14 protein-coding genes and 1 other RNA gene are annotated in these 13,608 nt (G+C 66.6%); 5 read left to right on the top strand and 10 right to left on the bottom strand.

Annotation, left to right across the window (positions count from 1 at the left end; translation table 11 throughout):
* Positions 1–24: 24 nt before the first annotated feature.
* On the top strand, positions 25–984 hold the full coding sequence (locus tag GGC64_RS14330) for an NAD(P)/FAD-dependent oxidoreductase (protein WP_192723167.1): 960 nt from the start codon (positions 25–27) through the stop codon (positions 982–984).
* Complete coding sequence (locus GGC64_RS14325) at positions 971–1,594, top strand: cyclopropane-fatty-acyl-phospholipid synthase family protein (protein WP_192723166.1); 624 nt, start codon at positions 971–973, stop codon at positions 1,592–1,594. The genes GGC64_RS14330 and GGC64_RS14325 overlap by 14 nt, the downstream gene beginning before the upstream one ends.
* Here GGC64_RS14325 and GGC64_RS14320 read toward each other — a convergent pair.
* Genes GGC64_RS14320 through GGC64_RS14310 form a run of 3 tightly spaced genes read right to left on the bottom strand, consistent with a single transcriptional unit; the run spans position 1,572 to position 3,018 of the window.
* The gene (locus tag GGC64_RS14320) at positions 1,572–1,793 is read right to left on the bottom strand and encodes an Ada metal-binding domain-containing protein (RefSeq protein WP_192723165.1); all 222 of its coding nucleotides are present in this window, start codon (positions 1,791–1,793) and stop codon (positions 1,572–1,574) included. The two genes, GGC64_RS14325 and GGC64_RS14320, sit on opposite strands and share 23 nt — an antisense overlap.
* Positions 1,790–2,506: a 2OG-Fe(II) oxygenase gene (locus GGC64_RS14315; protein WP_192723164.1), complete on the bottom strand. Its 717-nt coding sequence runs from the start codon at positions 2,504–2,506 to the stop codon at positions 1,790–1,792. Before GGC64_RS14315 ends, GGC64_RS14320 begins: the two co-directional genes overlap by 4 nt.
* A complete protein-coding gene (locus GGC64_RS14310) occupies positions 2,506–3,018 on the bottom strand; it encodes a methylated-DNA--[protein]-cysteine S-methyltransferase (RefSeq protein ID WP_192723163.1) in 513 nt (170 codons plus the stop codon). Before GGC64_RS14310 ends, GGC64_RS14315 begins: the two co-directional genes overlap by 1 nt.
* A gap of 171 nt (positions 3,019–3,189) precedes the next feature.
* On the opposite strand from GGC64_RS14310, the gene helR reads away from it, so the two are divergent.
* Together helR and GGC64_RS14300 are read left to right on the top strand one after the other, a co-directional pair.
* The gene (gene helR, locus GGC64_RS14305) at positions 3,190–5,382 is read left to right on the top strand and encodes an RNA polymerase recycling motor ATPase HelR (protein WP_192723162.1); all 2,193 of its coding nucleotides are present in this window, start codon (positions 3,190–3,192) and stop codon (positions 5,380–5,382) included.
* A gap of 21 nt (positions 5,383–5,403) precedes the next feature.
* A complete protein-coding gene (locus GGC64_RS14300; RefSeq protein WP_192723161.1) occupies positions 5,404–6,819 on the top strand; it encodes an HNH endonuclease signature motif containing protein in 1,416 nt (471 codons plus the stop codon).
* On the opposite strand, the gene GGC64_RS14295 is transcribed toward GGC64_RS14300, so the two are convergent.
* From GGC64_RS14295 to GGC64_RS14285, 3 genes are read right to left on the bottom strand one after another with little or no spacing between them, the layout of a single operon-like run.
* Positions 6,798–7,310, bottom strand: coding sequence for an isoprenylcysteine carboxylmethyltransferase family protein (locus GGC64_RS14295; protein ID WP_192723160.1), 513 nt, complete (start codon positions 7,308–7,310; stop codon positions 6,798–6,800). The genes GGC64_RS14300 and GGC64_RS14295 overlap by 22 nt on opposite strands.
* Complete coding sequence (locus GGC64_RS14290) at positions 7,311–7,748, bottom strand: VOC family protein (RefSeq protein ID WP_192723159.1); 438 nt, start codon at positions 7,746–7,748, stop codon at positions 7,311–7,313.
* A 10-nt stretch (positions 7,749–7,758) separates the two neighbouring features.
* Positions 7,759–8,211, bottom strand: a complete 453-nt coding sequence (locus GGC64_RS14285; protein ID WP_192723158.1) for a helix-turn-helix transcriptional regulator — start codon at positions 8,209–8,211, stop codon at positions 7,759–7,761.
* Positions 8,212–8,230: 19 nt separating this feature from the next.
* Here GGC64_RS14285 and rnpB point away from each other — a divergent pair.
* Positions 8,231–8,656: RNase P RNA component class A (gene rnpB / locus GGC64_RS14280), an RNA gene on the top strand.
* 10 nt (positions 8,657–8,666) lie between these two features.
* Here rnpB and GGC64_RS14275 read toward each other — a convergent pair.
* The 4 genes from GGC64_RS14275 to GGC64_RS14260 are packed head-to-tail and all read right to left on the bottom strand — an operon-like array spanning position 8,667 to position 13,575.
* A complete protein-coding gene (locus tag GGC64_RS14275; protein WP_192723157.1) occupies positions 8,667–10,166 on the bottom strand; it encodes a CYTH and CHAD domain-containing protein in 1,500 nt (499 codons plus the stop codon).
* A gap of 36 nt (positions 10,167–10,202) precedes the next feature.
* Positions 10,203–12,197 (bottom strand): 5-oxoprolinase/urea amidolyase family protein, encoded by a 1,995-nt coding sequence (locus GGC64_RS14270; protein WP_192723156.1) that lies wholly within the window; start codon positions 12,195–12,197, stop codon positions 10,203–10,205.
* Positions 12,194–12,826, bottom strand: coding sequence for an urea amidolyase associated protein UAAP2 (locus tag GGC64_RS14265; protein ID WP_192723155.1), 633 nt, complete (start codon positions 12,824–12,826; stop codon positions 12,194–12,196). Before GGC64_RS14265 ends, GGC64_RS14270 begins: the two co-directional genes overlap by 4 nt.
* Positions 12,823–13,575, bottom strand: coding sequence for a DUF1989 domain-containing protein (locus GGC64_RS14260; RefSeq protein WP_192723154.1), 753 nt, complete (start codon positions 13,573–13,575; stop codon positions 12,823–12,825). The genes GGC64_RS14265 and GGC64_RS14260 overlap by 4 nt, the downstream gene beginning before the upstream one ends.
* Positions 13,576–13,608: the final 33 nt, after the last annotated feature.

The raw sequence follows: 13,608 nt of genomic DNA, 5'->3' as shown, positions 1-13,608 counted from the left end.
CGCGAATTTGGGCAAGCTCGGGTCATGGATGCGATGTGGGAATGCGTCGTCGTTGGCGGCGGTGCGGCCGGCTTGAGCGCGGGACTGGTGCTGGGTCGCGCGAGGCGGCGCACGCTGCTGGTCGACGCCGGGCAGCAGAGCAACTTGGCGGCTCACGGGGTCGGCGGGCTACTGGGACATGACGGCCGATCGCCTGCCGACTTGTACCAGCAGGGCCGCAAGGAGCTCGCCGCCTACGCCAGCGTCGAGGTGCGAAAAGGTGAGGTCGTGTCGGGCAAGCGCGGCGGCGAGGTCTTCGAATTGGAGCTCGCCGACGGATCGCGTGAACGGACGCGTCGAGTACTGCTGGCCACCGGCATGGAATACCGGCCGCCAGAGGTGAAGGGCCTGCAGGAGTGCTGGGGCACCTCGGTCTTCCATTGCCCGTTCTGCGACGGCTGGGAACAGCGCGATCAATCTCTGGCGGTGCTGGCCCGCGGCGAAAAGGCGATTCACTCGGCGTTGCTGCTGCGGGGCTGGACCGACGACCTGGTCCTGTTGACGGACGGTCCTGCCGATCTGAGCGATGACGACCGAGACCGGCTGGCCGGGGCCGGCGTGAAGATCGACGAGCGATCGGTGGCCGAACTGATCGCGCGTGACGCGCAACTGGAGGCCGTGCAGTTCTCCGACGGTGACCGGCTGCAATGTCGGGGCCTGCTGGCCGCCACCACGCTGCATCAGCGTTCGTCGCTTGCCGAACAACTCGGCGCCGAGCCCGGCGAGGTGACGCCGTTCGGCGAGGCGCCGGTGAAGGTGGATGGCCTGTGCCGCACCACGGCAACGGGCGTCTTCGCGGCAGGCGACCTGAGCACCCAACTGCCACCGTCGGTCGCCTCGGCGATCGCGGCTGGCTCGCTGGCTGGAATGTCAGTGGTGCAGAGCCTATTGGCCGACGAATGCGGACTGCCGGTCCCGGATTGGAGTGAACATGTCGACGCCTGATGCCAAGGAACAGTGGGAGCAGCGCTACGCCGAGAGCGACCGGATCTGGAGCGGCCGCGTCAACGTCCGCCTCGAGGAAGTGGTCACACCGCTTCCCGCCGGCCATGCGCTTGACCTTGGCTGCGGTGAGGGCGCCGATGCGTGTTGGCTCGCCGAACACGGTTGGACCGTTGTCGCAGTGGACATCTCAGAAACCGCGCTGCAGCGCGCGACCGCTGCCGCCGAGGCCAAGGGATTGGCCGACCGGATCGACTTCGTCCAGCACGACCTGTCCGACGGTTTCCCGGACGGCACCTTCGATCTGATCTCCGCGCAGTTTCTGCATTCGATGATTCCGTTCGATCGGCCGCGGCTGCTCAAGCGCGCAGCGGCCGCGGTGCGCCCCCGGGGAGTGCTTCTCATCGTCGACCACGCGGGGCCGCCGCCGTGGCCGTCGAAACTCGACCATCGCCACCACGAATTCCCCAGTGCCGAGGAGGTTATCGCCGGACTGGAACTCGGTGACGATTGGGAACGCGTGCGGGTCGACACCGTCGAGCGTCAGGCCAAGGGCCCCGACGGGGACACCTGGCCGTGGATCGACAACGTCATCGTGCTGCGACGCCGTTAGCCCGCCAGCGTCGATACTCGTCGGGCATGCACCGCGCACACGGCCGGTAACCCGCCGCGATCGCAGCGGACTCGTCGGCGAAGAACACGCGATCTTTGACATAGCCGCCGCGTTCGATCGCCCGCAGCGCCGACGGACAGTCCAGTCGACCGTAGATACGGGTCCTGCGGTGGCCGCCGAGCGTGCCGCGGATCTTCACTTCGCGTCGTGGAAGACGAGCCCGAGGGTGACCCGCTCACCCGAGCGAACAGCTGAAACACCGTGTCGCACCGGCGATGCCGACCAGCCCCTGGCTGACTCGACCGGCCGCTCGCGCGTGGTGAATACGAAGCCGTGCCCGAACGGCAACAGTGTCGCGGTGCCGCGGGACTGTGCGCGCGGGCGCTGCTCGACGAGCAGGAACTCACCACCGGTGTGGTCGACACCCGGTTCGCTGAGGTTGATTACCACCTGAAGCGGAAAAACCAAGTCGCCGTAGAGGTCTCGGTGCAGTGCGTTCCAGTCGCCCTTGCCGTACTTGAGCAAGATCGCTGTCGACTTCTTCTGGCCGGCGTCGTGGCAGATGTCCAACCATTCGTCGAGCGTTTCCGGCCACGGCGCGGTGCGACCCAATTTGGTCCACCAATCTCTGGCGATCGGCAGCAGTCGGGGATACAGCGCTTGTTTGAGCGCTTCGATGGGCTCAGGGTAGGGCTGGCCGAAGTACCGGTACTCACCCTCCCCGAACCGGTAGCGCCGCATGTCGATCGTCGCGCGGAACAGGTGATCGTCGGGATAGAGCCCTCGGATCTTGTCCGCCTCCGCTTTGGTCAGCAGCCGGGGTAGCAGTGCACCGCCGAAGTCGTTGACTTCGTTGGTGATTGCGTCCCAGTCACCGGAGTCGACGCGCTTCTGCCATTTCGTCACTGCCATCAGAACAACCTCGCCTCCTTGACCTCGCTCGGCTCCTCCAATTCCAGCAGAAACTGCTTGCGCTCGAGCCCGCCCGCGTAACCCGTCAGCTGGCCGTTGCGCCCGATGACGCGATGGCACGGGATGACGACGCACAGCGGATTGCGCCCCACTGTCTGCCCTACCCCTTGGGCCGTCGTGCCGTCGCCAAGAGCCGCGGCCAGTTCGCCGTACGTCACGGTCTCGCCGTAGGGAATGGTGCTCAGCAGCTGCCACACACGCTGCTGGGCCGGGTCACCATGCAGCCTCGTTGGCAGATTGAAGCCCCGCGTGCGGCCCGTCAGATAGTCGGTCAACTGTGTCCGAGCCTTCGCGAGCAGCGGGTCGGAGTCCGCGTCGACGCGCTGACCAAGCGTATCCTCGGAAGGCCGAGACCAATGATGCCGGAAGTACAAGCCCGTCAGAGCGTCGCCCTCGGCGACAACGGTGAGCTCTCCGAGCGGGCTTTGAATTACGGCGTGTCGAGTGTTCATACCCGGTAGACGCGGCGCGTTGGCGAAACGTGAGATCGGTGAAACAAGAAAGGCAAGGAGAAACGCTCCTTGCCACTTCTAACTTATAACGCAGAAGAGGGCTTGCGGCAAGACCCGGGTCATGCCGCAAAATCGCTGAGCTACGCCAGAAGTCGATCCAACAGGGGGACTGTGTCAACTCAGGACTACGAAGTAGAACTGGAAGCCGAGCGCGAGTATGTGGCAGCGCTGTACGAGCGACTCGACGTCGAGCGCGAGCGTGCGAAAGATAAATACCGCGCGGCGTTGCGCGCCCCGATTGATGCCCAGAATGGCGGGACGCTGGTCGATCGGGATGTCGAGGTACGCGCGCAGGCCAGGGAGATGGCTCGGCTCAACGTGGCTGACCCGGGGCTGTGTTTCGGCCGGTTGGACAGCGTGTCGGGCGAACGCTCCTACATCGGGCGGATCGGCCTGTTCGACGACCAGAACGACTACCACCCGCTGCTGCTCGACTGGCGGGCGCCCGCGGCCCGTCCGTTCTACGTCGCGACCGCCGCCAGCCCGGAGAACATGCGCAGGCGTCGCCAGTTCCAGACCCTTGGGCGTCGCGTGGTCGATTTCACCGACGAGGTGCTCGGTCGCCCTGACGGCGCAGAGCGCGGCGGACGAGGGGACTCGGCCCTGCTGGCTGCAGTCGATGCGCCACGCGGTGACGGGATGCGCGACATCGTGGCGACGATCCAGGCCGAGCAGGACGAGATCATCCGTCTCGATCATCCCGGGGTGTTGGTCATCGAGGGCGGTCCAGGCACCGGAAAGACGGTCGTCGCGCTGCATCGCGTCGCGTATCTGCTCTACACCCAGCGAGAGAGGATCGAACGCCACGGCGTACTGGTGGTCGGGCCCAATCCGGCTTTTCTGAACTACATCGGCCGCGTGCTGCCTTCGCTTGGCGAGACCAACGTCGTGTTCATGACGATGGGCGACCTGATGCCCGGCCTGAACGTCACCGCCGAGGACAATCCGGATGTCATGCGGCTCAAGGGTTCTCGCGACATCCTCGCGGTGCTGGCGGCCGCGGTCGCCGAACACCAGCGACTGCCGCATGAGCCGATCGAGATCGGCCTGAAAGACGTCACGATGCGGATCAACGCCGAGATCGCCGAATGGGCCATCGAAGAGGCGCGCGCCAGTGGGCTGCCCCACAACGAGGCACGCGCCGTGTTCAGCGAGATCGTCACGTACGTGCTCACCGAGAGGGCGATCGCTCTGGTGGGCCGAGGCTGGCTGACCCGTGACGACGGTGAAGCCTGGGAGAACATGCGCGCGGACATGATCGCCGAACTCGCCAACAACGACGAATTCATCGCAGCGCTTGACCAACTCTGGCCGATCCTGACACCCGAAACAGTGCTCGCAGAGCTCTACACGTCGCGTGACCGGTTGCGGGCCGCGGGCGCCGACGAAGCGCTGTGGCGCGCTGACGGCGAGGCCTGGACCGTCTCGGATGTGCCGCTGCTCGACGAGCTGGTGGAGCTGCTGGGTCGCGACAAGCGGGGCGACGACGCCGCGGAGCGGGAGCGCAAAGCCGAAGTGGAGTACGCCGCGGGTGTGCTGGAAATGATGGTCAGCCGCGAGGATCTGATGGACGACGAGGATCACTTGCTGGCAACCGACATGCTCTACGGCGAAGACCTGGCCGAGCGGTTCGTCGAGCGCGACACCAGGGATCTTGCCGAGCGCGCGAGCGCCGATCGCGACTGGACCTTCCGGCACGTCGTCGTCGATGAGGCCCAGGAACTGTCCGAGATGGACTGGCGCGTGCTGATGCGACGCTGCCCGAGCCGCTCCTTCACGATCGTGGGCGACCTCGCGCAGCGCCGTTCGGAGGCCGGAGCGAGGTCGTGGGACACGGTGCTGGAGCCGTACGTGCCGGGCCGCTGGGTGTACCGGCCGTTGTCGGTGAACTACCGCACCCCGGCGGAGATCATGACCGTGGCGGCGGCGTTGCTAGCCGAGTTCGCGCCGGGCGTGCAACCACCGGAGTCGGTCCGCGCGTCGGGCGTAGCGCCATGGGCCAGGCGGGTCACCGAGGCCGAATTGCCCGCTGCCATCGAGGAATTCGTCAACGAGGAAGCCGGTCGGGAAGGCACCAGTGTGGTGATCGGACCGCCCGATGTGCCGGGTGCAGTGGCGCCCGCGGAGACCAAGGGGCTGGAGTTCGACGCCGTCCTGGTGGTGGAGCCCGAACGGATACTGGCCGACGGCCCACGTGGCGCCGCTGAGCTTTACGTCGCGCTCACCCGGGCCACCCAACGCCTCGGCGTCCTGCACCAGGGGCCGCTGCCGCGGGCCCTGGCGGGTCTTGCCGACTTGTCGTAGGGGTGTGGCATAGTCGAACATGTGTTCGAAGATGTTGGGGATGGTGAGCTCATCGAGGTGATGGGCGAGGCGACTCGTGAGGAGTCGACGTCGATCGCCCAACGCCTGGCCGCGGTGGCCGAGTTGTATGTCCGGCGCCGGGGTGCGTTGGCTGACCGCCAGTGGTGGTGTGCCGATGATTGTGATGCGGTGGCCGCCGAGGTGTCGGCGGTGCAGAACATCAGCCATGCCCGGGCGGTGGGTCAGGTGCAGTTCGCCTGCAACTTGTGGCATCGGCTGCCGCGGCTGGCGCGGGTGTTCGTGTCCGGGGTGATCGATTTTCGGTTGGTGGCCACCGTCGTCAATCGCACCGAGAACGTCGATGACACAATCATGCCGGAGTTGGATGAGGCGATCGCCGCGCGCTGTGTGAAGTGGATGAAGCTTTCCGGGCCGAAACTCAAGGACCGGGTGGATCAGTGGGTGGCCCGGTTCGATCCGGCTGGGGTGCGGGTGGCGCCGGAGGTCAAAGACAACCGCCACCTGACGATCGAGCCGGGCGTTGCGGGCATGGCCGATGTTCGCGGGCGGGTCACCGCCGACGCGGGTGCGGCGTTGGATCAGGCGTTGGATGCGTTGGCTGCCAGCGTGTGTGCCAACGATCCGCGCACCCACGCCCAGCGCCGCGCTGATGCCGGCTGGGCGCTGGCGCGCCGGGAAGCCGCCCTGGAGTGCCGATGTGGATTAGATGATTGCCCGGCGCCGGGCGAGGGTGTGGCCGTCGATGCTGCGGTGATTCATGTGTTGGCCGAACAGGCCACTGTCGAGGGCCGCAGTGATGCGCCGGGTTATCTGCCCGGGTTTGGGATCTTGCCCGCCGAATCGGTGCGTGAGTTGGCCGCCACCGCAGAGCTCGACCCGGTGCGGATTCCGGTGGGCCCGCCGGATCCGGGGTATCGGCCTTCGGTGATCACCCGCGAATTCACCCAGTGGCGCGACTTGACGTGTCGCTGGCCGGGCTGTGACCGACCGGTGGCCAAATGCGAGCTTGACCACACCGTGCCCTATCCTGCCGGGTTCACCCATGCCTCCGATCTCAAGCACTACTGCGGTATTCATCATTTGATCAAGACCTTCCACAGCGGCTGGGGTGAGCAGCAATTGCCTGACGGCACAATCATTCTCACCGCCCCGACCGGACACACCTACATCAGCCAGGCCCACGGTGCGGCACTGTTCCCCACCCTGGGCCAATCCACCGGCGAGCTGCCGGTGTCAACCGGCGAGCAGCCCACCCACTACCGCACGTTGATGATGCCGCGCCGCAAGCAAACCCGCGCCCAAGACCGACGCGACCGCATCAACGCCGAACGCCGCCAACGCACCCAACTCATCGCCGAAGAAGAACAACAACGCCAAGCCTGGCTCGCCACCAACTACGAACCCCCACCCTTCTGAGGCGGATGCCACGGCGTCAGGCGTGGCGTCCACGCAGGCACATTGCGGCGGTACTCCGCATATTGCTCTCCGTAGGTACGGAGTAGCGTCGGCTCCTCGTACCAGTGGACGAATGACGCTGTCGCGATCCAGAACAGCGCTGCGTAGAGGACGAGCCAGAGGCTGTCGAAAAGCAGTGCCTGTCCGAGGACCGCGGTGAGCAGGCCCACGTACATCGGGTTGCGTACGAAGCGGTTGAACCCCGTCACGACAAGGCACTCCGTCGGTGCGGCGGGCATCGGCGTCCCACCGGCCCTGGCGAATTGGACGAACGCGTGGATCGGCGGGATGAGGCCGGCCCCGATCAACACGACTCCGAGGACCACACGCAACGGTGGGCTGGACCCCGGGATCTCCCAGTGGGTGATCAACCACGGGCCCAGCCCAACGAAGGTTCCGGGGGCCGCCACAAAGAAGTTGGCCGACCCAACCGCTGCGGTCGAGGTTCGCACCTACCCAGTATTGGCGGGGATCTCCGTCAATTGAGTCAGTCGGACGCTGTTGCCGGAGGGATCGCGGAATCCACAGTCGATGCCGTACGGCATCTGGTGTGGCTCCTCGGTGAACTCGACGCCGCGCGCCTTCATCTCCTCGTAGCTGGCCTGGCAGTCGTCGGTGGTCAGGAAAACGGTTCCGGCGAAACCCTTCGCGGTGAGGTTGAGCACCTCCTTGCGCGTTGCCTCATCCATCACCGGCTCGCCGGGGACAGCCATCAGCACTATCGACACGTCGTCCTGACCACGCGGGCCGACGGTCAACCACCGGAACTCGCCCATCTCCTCGGGGAACGAAACATCCTGGCGCACTTCCATACCCACCTTTTCGGTCCAGTACTTCAGTGCGACTCCCTGGTCGTGTACCCACAAGTGGGCGCTGGCAACTTTGATCATGTGCACGACGCTACGGTCGGCCGTTGCCGTCCGTCTTCTCCCCGTGTGCTGTCTTCACCCGGCTGTCGGCGGGCCGCCGCGTGTCACGGCGCAGGATGCAACTGGGCACCCGCGCGTGGATCGCGGCGGGCGGCATGCTGGCCCGGTAAGCGGCAGGCGGCTTTCCGTAGACCCGCGCGAAGCTGGTGGTGAACGACCCGACGCTCAGCAGGCCGACCATCACGCAGATGTCTGCCACCGAGCGGTCGGTGTACCGCAACAGCGCAGCGGCCCGCTCGAGACGTCGCGACTGCAGATACGACCGCGGTGATTCGCCGAAGGTGCGGGTGAACATCCTGCTGAAATGGGCCCGCGACAGCCCGGCAGCCGCGGCCAGGTCGTCGACGGTGATCGGCTCGGCGTAACGCGCGTCGACCAGATCCTTGGCCCGCTGGAGATATCGGGCAGGCGGAACCTGCGTCATGCGATCATTATGGTGCGGATGAGTTGGCTGGGCGGCCGCGGACTATGCGCCAAACCATGGGGGGACAGGTGCGGCGGATGGTTCGAGGAAAGTCCGGACTTCACAGAGCAGGGTGATTGCTAACGGCAATCCGAGGTGACTCGCGGGAAAGTGCCACAGAAAACAAACCGCCACCGGCGACGGTGGTAAGGGTGAAACGGTGCGGTAAGAGCGCACCAGCATTCCGGGTGACCGGAGTGGCTAGGCAAACCCCACCCGAAGCAAGGCCAAGAATGTCGCAGAGGGGGGCGACAGCGCAGACGCCCGAGGGCTGCTCGCCCGAGTCTGCGGGTAGGCCGCTTGAGGCACCCGGCAACGGTGTGTCCAGATGGATGGTCGCCGCTTCGCCGCCGTGGTAACACGCGGCGGCGAGGGACAGAATCCGGCTTACAGGCCAACTCATCCGCCCGCTCGGCTTAGCGCTTTTTGCGCACCGAGCGGTCCAGCTTCTTCAGCGCCGCGTCGAGTTGGGCGCGCGATCGGCGTGCCAGGTCGTCTTCGAGTTGATAGAGCAACCCATAGGTGAAGGTGTCCTCGCCCGCGGCGTGCGCGGCCTCGGCCTGGTGGCTCAGATGGGTGCGACTGACCACACTGTCCTGATGGTCACCGAGCAGCGTCTGAATCGTCTTCGCGCGCCCGGACACCTTGTCCGCGCCGGTGGCTGCCGCGGTGTAGCGAAGCCGCTTGGCGCCCTTGCGGATTCGATGCAGGGCCTCGTCGCGGTCCTCCTCGACCGCATGCGCGGCACGCTTGGCGGCCTTGCGCACCCGGCGGTATGCCGAGTCGATCGTCAACTCGGCTGGCTCCTCGCCGGGGGGCGTCGGCGGCGGATGGGCGGCCACCAGGCCCTCCAGCGCATCCAGTAGCCGGAAATAGCGTTGCGACCGCATCGCGATCAGCGACCGTCGCCAGCCGGACTTGTAGTGCTTCTTCGCGCCCTCGACCAGGCGCTCGCGCACCGGCCCGCGCACCAACTCGGCGGGCAGGTCGTCGAGCGCCTTCTCGTAGCGCTCGGCGAGCACCTCGGCGTCGCGTGCCACACCCAAAACCGCTGCCAATTGCCGCAACTCGTCGAGCACCCACGCGTCGTCGCTGATGCCGAAGGCGCCCTCCGACGCCTGCAACAGGCTGCGGATCTTGCGTGTAGTGACGCGCATCTGGTGCACCGAGTCGTAGACGTCGGCGCGCACCGCCCGATCCCATTCCACCAGCTGCTCGACTTGCTCGGCGACCGCGCGGTGCACCGGGTCGGCGGACGGCGCGACCGCATCCGCTCCGGCGGTCTCCTCGCGGTCGAGAACGCGCGCGAGCTTCGAGCCGTGTGCGGCCGGTGCCGCCCCCGCGTCGAGTAGCCGGTGCGTCAGCCGGTCCAGCAGGTCGTGATCGCCGCCGTCGGCGAGCTCCAACTCCCACTCGCGCCATTGCTGCTCGGCGTCCTCATCGTCGTCTTCGGCGCGGGCCACGACATGGTCGTCGCAGAACTCCGCGACCGCTGCGCCGTCTGGTCCGTAAAGCATGTCGACGGTGCGGGTGGTCGAGATGCGCGCGACGGGAGCGACGGGCCGGTCCCGCACGATGGCCAGCACGACGTCGAGCAATTCATTTGGAACTGTGTCGCTGCCCTCGTCGCCGAGCGGCGCACGCACCTCTGTGCGGGCATCGGGTCCGGCAGGCAGCTTGAGGTGCCAACCCGCGTCAGTGCCCCCGGTGCGGCGCCGCAACGTGACTCGGCGGGCGGCGAGGTCATGGGCCGGCGTGTCGAAGTAGACCGCCTCGAGGTGCTGCACCGGCTGGCGGGCTACACGGGCGACCGAGGACAGCCCCTCGAACGAAGGGCTGACTGTCGACTCGAACACCTCGAACTTGCGCTCGACCTCCAGATACCTGGAATTCGCCTGGTCGCTGGATTTCGCCATAGTGCAACACAGCGTGCCATACGAAAGCGAACGGCTTCAGGACGCTCGGCGGAATTCCCCGGCCTCGTCCCACGCCCTGCGCTCGGCTGAGAATGCGACGGCCTGCTGTTGACGAAACGCGGCGATGCTGGCGTCGTTGTCGGTGAGGAAATCCTGATAGTCACCGAGCGAGAACTTGCCGTCGTCGATCGCGACGTCGCCGCGGCCAGCGGCCATCTCGGCACGCAGGTGTAGCAGCTCTTCGGCGCTCACCGGGTAGAAGCTGATTCGATCGAAATACCGTAGCAGCCAAGGTGTTCCGGGTTCGAACGACTGAGCGCTGCCTGGATGGCAGTGATTCCAGACCTGAGTGGTACGGCCGACGAACTGGTAGCCGCCGGGGCCCTCCATGCCGTAGATGCACAGGTATGCGCCGCCGATGCCGACGGCGTTCTCCGGCGTCCAGGTGCGCGCCGGGTTGTACTTCGTGGTGACCAGCCGGTGACGCGGATCCAGCGGAGTGGCGACCGGGGCGCCCAGGTAGACATCGCCCAGCCCGAGCACCAGATACTCCGCGTTGAACACGATGTCGTGCACCTGCGCCACATCGTCGAGACCGTTGATGCGCCGGATGAATTCGATATTCCACGGGCACCACGGCGCATCGGCCCGCACGCCGTGCATGTAGCGCTGAATGGCTTCGTGCGTCGCAGGGTCGTCCCACGACAACGGCAACCGGACAGTGCGACTCGGCACGACCAGCTGATGTGACGGGGGCAGCTTGCCGTCGAGCCCGGCCAGTAGGTCGGTCATTTCGGCGATCGACATCGCGGATGGATCGAACTGCACCTGCAGCGAGCGGACCCCAGGCGTGAGCTCGATGATGCCCGGAATGTCTTGGGCGAGCAGGTGTTCGTACAACACGTGCACCCTGGCCCGCATCACCAGGTCGAGCGTCATCGGCCCGTACTCGACAAGCACTCCGCCGTCGCCGGCGCGGCGCAGGGTCACGTCGGTGCCGTCGGAGGCGATGAACCGGCTGAGCACACCGTCGTCGTTGTCGCTCGACGTCGAGATCACCAGTGGGAATGACGCGCGTCGGTCGACGTCGATGGTGCGTAGCGACGGCGCCCTGTCGGCGCGCACCGGTACAAACCGCACGGTGTCGCCCGGCGCCATCTGGCCGAGCTTCCAGCGCTCGGCGGCGACCACGGTGACCGGGCAGACGAAACCGCCGAGGCTCGGCCCGTCCGGCCCGAGCAGGATCGGGGTGTCGCCGGTGAAGTCCAAAGCGCCTACGCAGTAAGCATTGTCGTGAATGTTCGACGGATGCAGTCCGGCTTCGCCGCCGTCGCTGCGCGCCCACTGCGGTTTCGGGCCAACAAGACGAACCCCGGTGCGATCGGAGTTGAAGTGCACGGTGTAGTCGGTGCCGATGATCGTCTCGATGTCGGCGCGGGTGAAGAACTCGGGCGCTGCGTGCGGGCCTTCGGTGACGGCGATCTCCCAGCGGTGCCCGATGCTGGGCTGCTCGTCGATCGCGGCGCGGGCGGGACGGCCGTCGAGCGGTCCGGAATCCGGGGCTGCCGTGAGCACGTCGCCTTCGCGCAGCGGTCTGCCGTCGTGTCCGCCGAATGTGCCGAGTGTGAATGTGGCTGTGCTGCCGAGGTATTCGAGTTCTTGTAGGCCGCCTGCCACCAACACGTAGCAGCGCATTCCGGGACCGGTCAGCGTCGCGACATCCAGCACTGAGCCGGCGGGGACCGCGATCGACTGCCACTGCGGCACTGGCGTTCCGTCCAGGGTCACGACAACCGGCGCGCCGGTGACGCACACTCGTCCACCATCCGGAAAGCGAAGGGCGGGACCACCTCTCGTGCATTCCAGCCCTGCGGCGCCCTCCGGATTGCCGAGCACGCGGTTCCCGATCCGGAACGACAGATCGTCCATCGGTCCTGACGGTGGCACGCCCACATGCCAGTAGCCGATGCGGCCGGGCCAGTCCTGCACGGTGGTCAGCATCCCGGGCCGCACCACCTCGATGGCACTCATTGGGCCGAGATCACCATCCGCACGGGTGTGGGGTTGAAGCCGTTGCAGGGGTTGTTGATCTGCGGGCAGTTCGACACCAGCACGAGTGTGTCGCGGTCGGCGCGCACCGAAAGCGACTTGCCCGGGGCGGAAAGCCCGTCGACGATGCCGAGCGTGCCGTCGGCCTCGACGGGCACGTTCATGAAGAAGTTGATGTTCGGCACGATGTCGCGCTTGCCAAGCCCCCACCGGGCGCCCTCGGCCAAAAAGTTCTCGGCGCAAGCGTGTTGGTGCACGGTGTGATGGCCGTAGCGCAGCGTGTTGGATTCCTTGGAGCAGGCGCCGGCGATGGTGTCGTGGTTGCCGACATCGTCGGCGACGATCGTCATCAGCGGTGTGCCGTCGGCGGCCCGCAGCACCGAACCGGTGCTCAGGAAGATGTTGCGCTGCGCGGCAATGGTGGCTTGTGCGCTGTAGCGCAACCGGTAATCCACCTCATCGCCGGCGACGCCCCAGAGCAGGGTGTCGACCGCCTGATTTCCGTGCAGATCGATGATCTGCAGAGTCTGGCCTGCCCGCACGATCGCCGACCATGGCGCACACGCATCGACCACTTCGTCGGCGATGACGGTCAGTTCTGTCGTTGTCATTTGCTTGCCTCACTGGTTTGCGCTGCGGCCCAAGTGCTTTCGGTGTTGAACAGGGCACGCAGGTATTCGGGTTCGTCGTTGACCGGGGTGGTCAGCTGTTCACCCGCGCGCCAGGCCAGCACGTCGAGACCGGTCAGCGCGGGCTCGGGGTCTAGGGGATGAGCCGTGTTGACGAGAGCGACCACCACAGGCAGGTGAATGAGCAGATCGACTGCCGCCCCCGGTCCAGCCGACCCAGTGAAGCCCAGTGACCCGTCGTCGCCGACGCGCACGCCCTTGAACAGCGACACCGATGGCGCAACGTCGCGCAGATCGAGGCCGTGCTTGACGGCGGCCAGCAGCATCTTCGCCCGCCCGGCATCGGTCATGCCGCACAACGTGTCGTGACGGCCCGAGCTGTCTGCGACCACGGTCGCCAACACCCTGCCCTGATCAGACAGCAGCGGATGCCCGACGCCGAGGTATGCCTGCCACGGCACCTTCACGGTGTCGGCCACGTTGAGTCGCTCCCATGGCGCGTCTGAGCGAAAGAGCAGCAGATGCGCGCACGCGCCGCCGTCGGGGTCGATCAACCGAAGGCGGGTGCCGCGGCCCAGGACTTTGGTCGCATATGAGCCGGGAGGTACAGCCTCGGCCCACAGCAGCCGCGACGGTTCGACGCCGGGCGGCGTGGCGGGAATCCGCATGGCGGCGGTTTGTACCTGAGACCGGGCGTGGTCGCGCGCCCCTGTCGTCGATTCGGTACCCAAGGTCGGCTCCTGTCCGAATAACTGTCACTTGAA

Origin of the sequence: Mycobacterium sp. OAS707, assembly GCF_014873705.1 — a bacterium.
Lineage (GTDB): Bacteria > Actinomycetota > Actinomycetes > Mycobacteriales > Mycobacteriaceae > Mycobacterium.
This window is presented reverse-complemented; position numbering and strand designations above follow the sequence as displayed.